The sequence below is a fragment of the Mycobacterium sp. pUA109 genome, from assembly GCF_041287095.1.
Classification (GTDB): Bacteria; Actinomycetota; Actinomycetes; order Mycobacteriales; family Mycobacteriaceae; genus Mycobacterium.
Genome location: NZ_JBGGKS010000008.1, coordinates 223,587 through 231,401, shown reverse-complemented (window position 1 = coordinate 231,401; position 7,815 = coordinate 223,587). Strand labels below are relative to the sequence as shown.

The window sequence follows — 7,815 nt, the reverse complement described above, 5'->3', positions numbered from 1 at the left end:
TGACGAACTACGTAGAGACGAGGACCGGGGCACAGCCCCCCAACCCCTTGACAAAAACCCCTTACGAAGGTGTCCCCGGCCGCCACGCCGAGCGTGTCGCCGGATCTGCGCACGCTCGCAAGCGAGCAGACCACAGCCAGCGAAATGGTAATATTCAGGCATGCGAGCAACCATCGATAAGGCAGGTCGATTGGTTATTCCAAAGGCGCTGCGTGACCACCTCGGCCTGAGGCCCGGCGAAGTTGAAGTCACCGCCGACGGCGCGGGATTGCGAGTCGATCCGCTCACCGGCGACTCGATCTCCGAGCGCGACGGGCGTTGGGTGATACCGGCGGGTGGCGCGGAGATCACCGATGACGTCGTACGGACATTGCGCGATGCCGGCCAGCGGTGAGTCGGCGACAGTGCTCGTTGACACCAGCGTCGCCGTCGCACTGGTGGTCGCCGATCACGACCATCACGAGGTCACTTTCCAGGCACTCCGCAGCCGGACTCTTGGCCTGGCCGGCCATGCCGCTTTTGAGACATTCTCGGTACTGACCCGTTTGCCGCCACCGGCGCGAAGGCCCCCGGCGATTGTCACGCAGTTGCTCGCGGATACCTTCCCCGAATCCAGATTCCTGGGGTCCGGTGCCGCGGCCTCATTACTGGCCGCGCTCGGGTCAACGGGCATCGCCGGCGGGGCGGTGTATGACGCGCTCGTCGGTGCCGTCGCGACCGAATATCGGCTGCGGCTTGCGACGCGGGACCGCCGCGCCCTGCCGGTCTATCGCGCACTCGGCGTGGACGTGGAGCTAATTGCCTGACGGTCTCGGAGCCGCACGTCGTGGCGAAAACCTAGCGGGCCACGAGCGTGCACAAACCCGGTGAAAACCTCGGTGTGTCGACCGGGGACACGCACGCTCGCGGCAAAAAGACCTACACCGGCAGCAGTTGGTCGATCACGGCGGCCAGCTGTTTGGCCGAGCGGCATTCGTGCATGGTGATCACCTCTTGATAGCGGCTCACCGCCGAATCCCCGCTATTCCACAGGTGTTTGGGCTCGGGGTTGAGCCAGTGCGCGTGCCGGCTGGCGGTCACCATATGCGCCAGCACGTCGGTCGCCGGGTCACGATAGTTGGTGCGCCCGTCGCCGAGTACCAGCAGCGAACTGCGCGGGGACAGCACATTGTGAAACTGCTCGGTGAACGACACAAACGCGTTGCCGTAGTCGGAGTGCCCGTCGCGGGTGTACACCCCGGCCTCCCGGGTGATCCGCTGGATCGCCACGGCCAGGTCGGCGTCCGGCCCGAACAAATGGGTGACCTCGTCGGTGGTGTCGATGAAGGCAAAGACGCGCACCCGCGAGAACTGTTGGCGCAGCGCATCCACCAGCAGCAGGGTGAAGTGGCTGAACCCGGCCACCGATCCGGACACGTCGCACAGCACCACCAGCTCCGGGCGCGCCGGTCGCGGTTTGCGCAGCACCAGGTCGATCGGCACCCCGCCGGTGGACATCGAGCGACGCAACGTCTTGCGCAGGTCGATCGCCCCGGCCCGGGCGCGTCGGCGCCGCGCCGCCAGCCGGGTGGCCAGCGTGCGGGCCAGCGGGGCCACCACCCGGCGCATCGCCCGCAGCTGATCGGCGGAGGCCCGCAGGAATTCGACGTTCTCGCTCAGCTGCGGGATGCCGTACATCTGCACGTGCTCGCGGCCCAGCTGTTCGGCGGTGCGCCGCTTGGTTTCCCCCTCCACCAGTTTGCGTAGTTGAGTGATCCGCTGCGCGGCAAGGGCTTTGGCGATCTGCTCCTGGGTCGGGGTGGGCTCGTCGCCGTACGGCGCCAGCAGCCCGGCCAGCAGCCGGCCCTCCAGCTCGTCGAGACCCATCGCCTTGAGCGCCTGATACGACGAGTACGACGGACCGCGGCTGGAGTTGTAGCGACCGTAGGATTCGACGATCCGCGCGACCATCGCCGCCAGCCGTTCGTCCAGGTCGGCCAGGTCCGGGTTGTCGGTGAGCAACTCCAACAGCATCTCCCGCATCGCCTCGACGTCGTCGGGCGGCAGTTCGGATTCCGCCGGCGCGTCCTCATCGGGATCCGCCACCACGGTGCGCCCACCCAACGCCGCCGGCCACCACAGGTCGAACATGGCGTCGTAGGTGTCGCGGTGATCGGGCCGGCGCAGCACCGCGCAGGCCAGGCCTTCGCGCAGCACCTCCCGATCCCCCAGCCCCAGCGCGGCCAGCACCCGCCCGGCGTCCACCGTCTCCGAGGGCCCCACCGCGATGCCCTGGCCGCGCAGCGCTTCCACAAACTCCACCAAATGACCCGGGATGCCGTGCGGCGCCAGGGGTTGCGGCGGGCGGGTGCGACGGACGGCCATCAGTTCAGCCGTAGCTCTCCGGCCGCGCGGTGCTGGTCGGATTGGTGTTTGAGCACCACCCCGAGGGTGGCGGCGACGGTGGCGTCGTCCAGGGTGTCCAGGCCCAGCGCCAGCACGGTGCGGCCCCAGTCGATGGTTTCGGCGACCGAGGGCAGCTTCTTGAGCTGCATCCCGCGCAGCACCCCGATGATCCGCACCAACTCGACCGCCAGATGCTCGGGCAGGTCGGGCACCCGGGACAACAGGATGCGCCGCTCCAGGTCGGGGTCGGGGAAGTCGATGTGCAAAAACAGGCAGCGACGCTTGAGCGCCTCGGACAGTTCCCGGGTGGCGTTGGAGGTCAGCAGCACGAACGGCTTGCGCGACGCGGTGATGGTGCCCAATTCGGGGACCGTGACCGCGAAGTCGGAGAGCACCTCCAGCAGCAGGCCTTCGATTTCGATGTCGGCCTTATCGGTTTCGTCGATCAGCAGCACAGTGGGCTCGGTGCGCCGGATCGCGGTCAGCAGCGGCCGCGACAGCAAGAACTCCTCGCTGAACACGTCGGATTTGGTCTGATCCCAGTCCCCCGACCCGGCCTGGATGCGCAGGATCTGCTTGGCGTGGTTCCACTCGTAGAGCGCCCGGGCCTCGTCGACGCCCTCGTAGCACTGCAACCGCACCAGCCCCGATCCGGTGGCGGCCGCCACCGCCCGGGCCAACTCGGTTTTGCCGACCCCGGCCGGCCCCTCCACCAGCAGCGGTTTGCCCAGCCGGTCGGCCAGGTACACCGCGGTCGCGGTGGCGGTGTCGGGCAGGTAGCCGGTTTCGGCCAGCCGCTGCTTGACATCGTCGATGTCGGCGAACAGCGGGATCGACTGGGCGGGCACGCTCATGTGGGTGTCTCCTAGATCGTTAGGACGGTCGGGTGTGGCCGTCGCCCCAGACGATCCACTTGGTCGAGGTCAGTTCGGGCAGCCCCATCGGGCCGCGGGCGTGCAGTTTCTGGGTGGAGATGCCGATCTCGGCGCCGAACCCGAACTGCTCACCGTCGGTGAATGCCGTCGACGCGTTCACCATCACCGCGGCGGCATCCACTCGTTCGGTGAACCGTTGCGCGGCAGCCATATTCGTGGTGACGATGGCCTCGGTGTGCCCGGTGCCGTACTCGTTGACGTGCGCGATGGCGGCGTCGACGCCGTCGACCACGGCCACCGCGATATCCATCGCCAGAAACTCCGCGCGCAGCTCGTCCTCCGACGGCTGCTGGTGCACGGTCACCCCGGCGTCTTGCAGCGCGGTCACCAGCCGGGGCAGCGCGGTCTCGGCGATCGCCGCGTCCACCAGCAGGGTCTCGGCGGCGTTACACACGCTGGGCCGGCGGGTCTTGGAGTTCAGCAGCACCCGTTCGGCCACCTCCAGGTCGGCGGCCGCATGCACGTAGACGTGGCAGTTGCCGACGCCGGTCTCGATGGTGGGCACCTGGGCGTCGCGGACCACGGCGTCGATCAGCCCGGCGCCCCCGCGCGGGATCACCACGTCGACCAGGCCGCGGGCCTGGATCAGGTGGGTGACGCTAGCGCGATCCGAGCTGTCCAGCAGCTGCACCGCGTCGGCGGGGAGGTCCTCAGCCGCGAGTGCGGCGCGGAGCACCTCGACCAGCGCCTTATTGGATTGCGCGGCCGACGAGCTGCCGCGCAGCAACGCGGCGTTGCCGGATTTGAGCGCCAACCCGAACGCGTCGACGGTGACGTTGGGCCGACCCTCGTACACCATGCCCACCACGCCCAGCGGCACCCGCTGCTGACGCAGCTGCAGCCCGTTGGGCAGGGTGGACCCGCGCAGCACCTCGCCGACCGGGTCGGGCAGGCCGGCGACCTGCCGCAGCCCGGCGGCAATCCCCTCGATGCGCTGCGGGTTCAGCGCCAACCGGTCCAGCATGGCCTCGGCGGTGCCGGCGGCCCGCGCGATGTCCAGGTCAGCGGCGTTGGCGGCCAGGATCTGCTCGGCGTGGGCCAGCAGCGCATCCGCAGCGGCGTGCAGGGCGTGGTCTTTGGCCGCGGTCGGCAGCGTGGCCAGCACCCGGGCGGCGGCGCGGGCCCGGCGGGCGGCGTCGTGCACCTGCTGACGCAAATCGGGCGTCAACTCCGGGGACTCCTGGCGGTGGGATGGTGCTTGCACACTCATTAACCCAGGGTATCGGGCGTGTCCGGGTTCATTCGAGGTGGTGTCGCCCGCCCATCGATATATACTGCAACAACAAATAACATATATCGATGGAGCTATTGCTGATGACGAAGCGTTTGATTGACCTGGACGACGATCTGTTGGCCGCCGCACAGGCCGAACTGCACACCTCCGGGGTATCTGACACGGTGCGCACCGCCCTGCAGCAGGCCGCAGCGACCTCCGCTCGCGCCCGTCAGATCGCATGGTTACAAAGCGGCGGCCCGGCGGAAATGGCCGACACGGATCGGCAGGCTGACGTGTGGCGCTGATCGCCCGATATCTCATCGACACCAGCGCAGCCGCGCGCATGACCCATCCCGACGTTGCGTCGCGGCTCGCCCCCCTGATCGAGGGCGGCTTGGTCGCCACCACGGCTCAACTCGACGCCGAGGCGCTCTGCAGCGCCCGCAGTTCGGCGGAGTACGAACAGCTTTGGTCCGACCGCCGCCTGGCCTACGAGTATCTGCCGACCGACGACGAACACTGGCAGGCCGCATTGGGCGCGCAGCGCAAATTGGCCAGGACCGGGCGACACCGCGCCGTCGACATGAGCGACTTGTTGATCGCCACGCTGGCTGACGCCCATGCCGTGACACTGCTCCACTACGACTCCGACTTCGACATCGCCGCCGAGGTACTGCCGTTTCGGCATCGGTGGGTGGTGGAGCGCGGCACGCTCGGCGATTGACCGTTTCCGCATCGCAGCATCAAGGTGTCGGCCCGGGCCCGGCTGCTGAGCGCGCACCTGCCGACCCCCTAAGCCGCGGTGACGCCCCAGTGCCACACCCGCGACGTCAGCAGCACCAAGCCCAGTGAGACACTGGCCACCACCAACAGGCCGACGACGGCGACCACCAGCGGCCGCCAGCCGGTGCGCACCAACTCCCGGACATTGGTGTTGAGCCCGACGCCGGCGAAGGTGAGCAGGAAGGCCCAGCGGGAGACGTTGGCCAGGTTGGTGGTTTGACCTTTGGACAGCCAGCCCGCGGTGGCGATCGCCGACACCACCAGGAATCCCAGCACGAATTTCGGGAACTTCGCCCACACGAAGCCGGCTTTCGCTTTCAGCCCCGGGGTCAGTTCGTCGGCCTGGCCGCGGGATGCCCAGTACAGCGCGACGCCGAGTACCACGAAACCGATCAGCGCGTTGCGGGTGGATTTCACCAGCACCGCGATCTTGCCGGCCTGCTCGGAGTACAGGTAGCCGGTGGCGGTGGTTTCGGCGGTGTTGTCCACCGCCAGCCCGGCCCACAGGCCGAACTCGTGGTCGCTGAGCCCGAGGGCATGCCCGATCGCGGGCAGGGTGAACAAGGCGACGGCGCCCAGCGCCAGGACCGCCGCGATTGCGTACCCGACATCGGAATTGCGGGCTCGGATGGCGCCCTTGGCCGCCACGATGGCCGACACGCCGCAGATCGAGGTGCCGATCGCCAGCAATGACCCGAGCTTGCCGGACAGTCCGAACAGTCGGGCGGCCACCAGGATGATTGCGCCGGCGACGGCCATGTCGATGAGGATCTGCACCAAGCTCAACGCGCCGAGCCTGGCCACATCGCCGAGCACGAAACGTGCTCCCAGGGCCACGATCCCGATCTTCAACCAGAACTCGTAGGTCTGCACGCCGGGACGAAACACCCGGTGCAGACCGACGGTGTTGGTGATGAGCAGACCGAAAACGATTGCCCACAGTACATATTCGATGTCCGGGACGGTCCAGTGTTGGCGCTGCGCGAGGGCGTTCCACCCGCCCTGGGCGTACTTGCCGGCTAACCCGACGGCAAGCAGCAGCACCACCCCCGGCACATAGTCCAGCAGGGCGCGGCCAGCGGACGTCGCCTCGGCGGGGGCATGCCGGTCTTCGACGGGCAGTGCGCTCACGACATCACCACGGAATCCCGGGCAGCACATCGGCCACGGCGAGCAGCACGATCAGGCCGGCAACGATGGTGGCCCACCAATCGACACCGATCCGCCCTAACCGCTGCCGCCACGACGATGTTTCGTCGCCCCGGCGCGCCGTGCTGTTGGTGTTACTCACCGGCTCCTCCTGATCCTCGCCGCTATCCCACCTGCGCCAAGCCAGCGCGACAAGACATTGGCTCGCGCTGAGTGAATCGGCTGGCCACCCAATCCGTTTGCGACGGATGGGTCGACTGCGGTGTTTGTCAAAGCCGCCGCAAATCCATAACGTCGAAGCCATGAAGGCACGGGTGTGTGTAGTCGGCAGCGTGAACCTGGACACCGCGTACACCGTCGCGGCGCTGCCGCGGCCCGGTGAGACGGTGCTGGCGGCGGCGACCCGGTCGACACCGGGCGGTAAGGGCGCCAACCAGGCGGTGGCAGCGGCGCGGGCCGGCGCGCAGGTGCAGTTCGTCGGGGCACTCGGCGACGACCCGGCCGCCGCGCAGCTGCGCGCACATCTCCGTACCAACGGCGTGGGCATCGACGGGGTGGTCACCCTGCCCGGCGCCAGCGGCGCCGCGGTCATCCTGGTCGATGACGCCGGCGAGAACACCATCGTCGTGGCGCCGGGCGTCAACGCGCAGCTGGCGCTGGACACGCCCGAGGTGCGCGCCGTGGTCGCCGACTGCGAGGTGATGTTGGTGCAGTTGGAGATTCCGGTGGCCACCGCGGTGGCGGCCGCCCGGGTCGCGCGCGAGGCGGGAGCGACCGTGATGGTCAACGCTTCCCCGGCCGGCGGGGACCGGACGGAGCTGGCCGCCCTGACCGACGTGGTGGTGGTCAACGAATCCGAAGCCGAGCAGTGGGGGTGGCCGGTCCCCCACCGCGTCATCACCCGCGGCGCCCGTGGCGCGCGCTATCTGAGCGCCGGCGACGACCTCAGCGTGCCAACCCCGGCGGTGGACCCGGTCGACACCTCCGGTGCCGGTGATGTGTTCGCGGGCGTGTTGGCCGCCGGCTGGAGCGCCGGCCCGCACGACGCGCTGCGGCGGGCCTGCGCGGCCGGCGCCCTGGCCACCCTGGTGCCCGGGGCCGGCGACTGCGCGCCGCACGCCGCCGCCATCGACGACGCCGCCGGCCGCAGCTAGTCCGGTGCGGCCACGCGACGCTGCAGGGCGCGGTGTTGGAGGTCGGTGCCGACGCGGTGCTGTTTTCGGTGGACTATCCCTACGAGTCCTCCCGCGAAGCCGTCGCCGGATTCGAGCGCACCACCCTGTCGGCCGCCGATCGGAACAAAATCGCCCACGGCAACGCTGAACGCATCTTGCGCCTCTAACTTGT

Annotated in this window: 11 protein-coding genes; 6 read left to right on the top strand and 5 right to left on the bottom strand. The window is 68.9% G+C overall.

The features are described 5' to 3' along the window. The first annotated feature begins 160 nt into the window (after window positions 1-160). Together ACAG26_RS11925 and ACAG26_RS11920 are read left to right on the top strand one after the other, a co-directional pair. Window positions 161-394, top strand: a complete 234-nt coding sequence (locus ACAG26_RS11925; protein ID WP_370482399.1) for an AbrB/MazE/SpoVT family DNA-binding domain-containing protein — start codon at window positions 161-163, stop codon at window positions 392-394. Continuing rightward, window positions 378-806, top strand: a complete 429-nt coding sequence (locus ACAG26_RS11920; protein ID WP_370482417.1) for a type II toxin-antitoxin system VapC family toxin — start codon at window positions 378-380, stop codon at window positions 804-806. The genes ACAG26_RS11925 and ACAG26_RS11920 overlap by 17 nt, the downstream gene beginning before the upstream one ends. Window positions 807-918: 112 nt before the next feature. On the opposite strand, the gene ACAG26_RS11915 is transcribed toward ACAG26_RS11920, so the two are convergent. From ACAG26_RS11915 to ACAG26_RS11905, 3 genes are read right to left on the bottom strand one after another with little or no spacing between them, the layout of a single operon-like run. Next, window positions 919-2,364, bottom strand: a complete 1,446-nt coding sequence (locus ACAG26_RS11915) for a VWA domain-containing protein (protein WP_370482398.1) — start codon at window positions 2,362-2,364, stop codon at window positions 919-921. Next, window positions 2,364-3,239: an AAA family ATPase gene (locus ACAG26_RS11910; protein WP_370482396.1), complete on the bottom strand. Its 876-nt coding sequence runs from the start codon at window positions 3,237-3,239 to the stop codon at window positions 2,364-2,366. Before ACAG26_RS11910 ends, ACAG26_RS11915 begins: the two co-directional genes overlap by 1 nt. A 19-nt stretch (window positions 3,240-3,258) precedes the next feature. Then, window positions 3,259-4,530, bottom strand: a complete 1,272-nt coding sequence (locus ACAG26_RS11905; RefSeq protein ID WP_370482395.1) for a glutamate-5-semialdehyde dehydrogenase — start codon at window positions 4,528-4,530, stop codon at window positions 3,259-3,261. Between the two features lie 89 nt (window positions 4,531-4,619). Here ACAG26_RS11905 and ACAG26_RS11900 point away from each other — a divergent pair, with 89 nt between their 5' ends. Next, window positions 4,620-4,841, top strand: coding sequence for a DUF2191 domain-containing protein (locus tag ACAG26_RS11900; RefSeq protein WP_370482394.1), 222 nt, complete (start codon window positions 4,620-4,622; stop codon window positions 4,839-4,841). Then, entirely contained in the window at window positions 4,832-5,260 is a 429-nt protein-coding gene (locus ACAG26_RS11895) for a PIN domain-containing protein (protein WP_370482393.1), read from the top strand. Before ACAG26_RS11900 ends, ACAG26_RS11895 begins: the two co-directional genes overlap by 10 nt. 68 nt (window positions 5,261-5,328) lie before the next feature. Here ACAG26_RS11895 and ACAG26_RS11890 read toward each other — a convergent pair whose 3' ends face one another. Both ACAG26_RS11890 and ACAG26_RS11885 read right to left on the bottom strand, forming a co-directional pair. Further along, window positions 5,329-6,480, bottom strand: a complete 1,152-nt coding sequence (locus tag ACAG26_RS11890) for a YeiH family protein (protein WP_370482392.1) — start codon at window positions 6,478-6,480, stop codon at window positions 5,329-5,331. Continuing rightward, entirely contained in the window at window positions 6,455-6,610 is a 156-nt protein-coding gene (locus ACAG26_RS11885) for a hypothetical protein (protein ID WP_370482391.1), read from the bottom strand. The genes ACAG26_RS11890 and ACAG26_RS11885 overlap by 26 nt, the downstream gene beginning before the upstream one ends. Before the next feature lie 160 nt (window positions 6,611-6,770). Here ACAG26_RS11885 and ACAG26_RS11880 point away from each other — a divergent pair, with 160 nt between their 5' ends. Together ACAG26_RS11880 and ACAG26_RS11875 are read left to right on the top strand one after the other, a co-directional pair. Further along, window positions 6,771-7,622 carry a PfkB family carbohydrate kinase gene (locus ACAG26_RS11880; protein WP_370482390.1) on the top strand — a complete coding sequence of 284 codons (852 nt, stop codon included), beginning with the start codon at window positions 6,771-6,773 and terminating at the stop codon, window positions 7,620-7,622. A gap of 35 nt (window positions 7,623-7,657) precedes the next feature. Further along, window positions 7,658-7,810: an amidohydrolase family protein gene (locus tag ACAG26_RS11875; protein ID WP_370482388.1), complete on the top strand. Its 153-nt coding sequence runs from the start codon at window positions 7,658-7,660 to the stop codon at window positions 7,808-7,810. The last annotated feature ends 5 nt before the right edge of the window (window positions 7,811-7,815 follow it).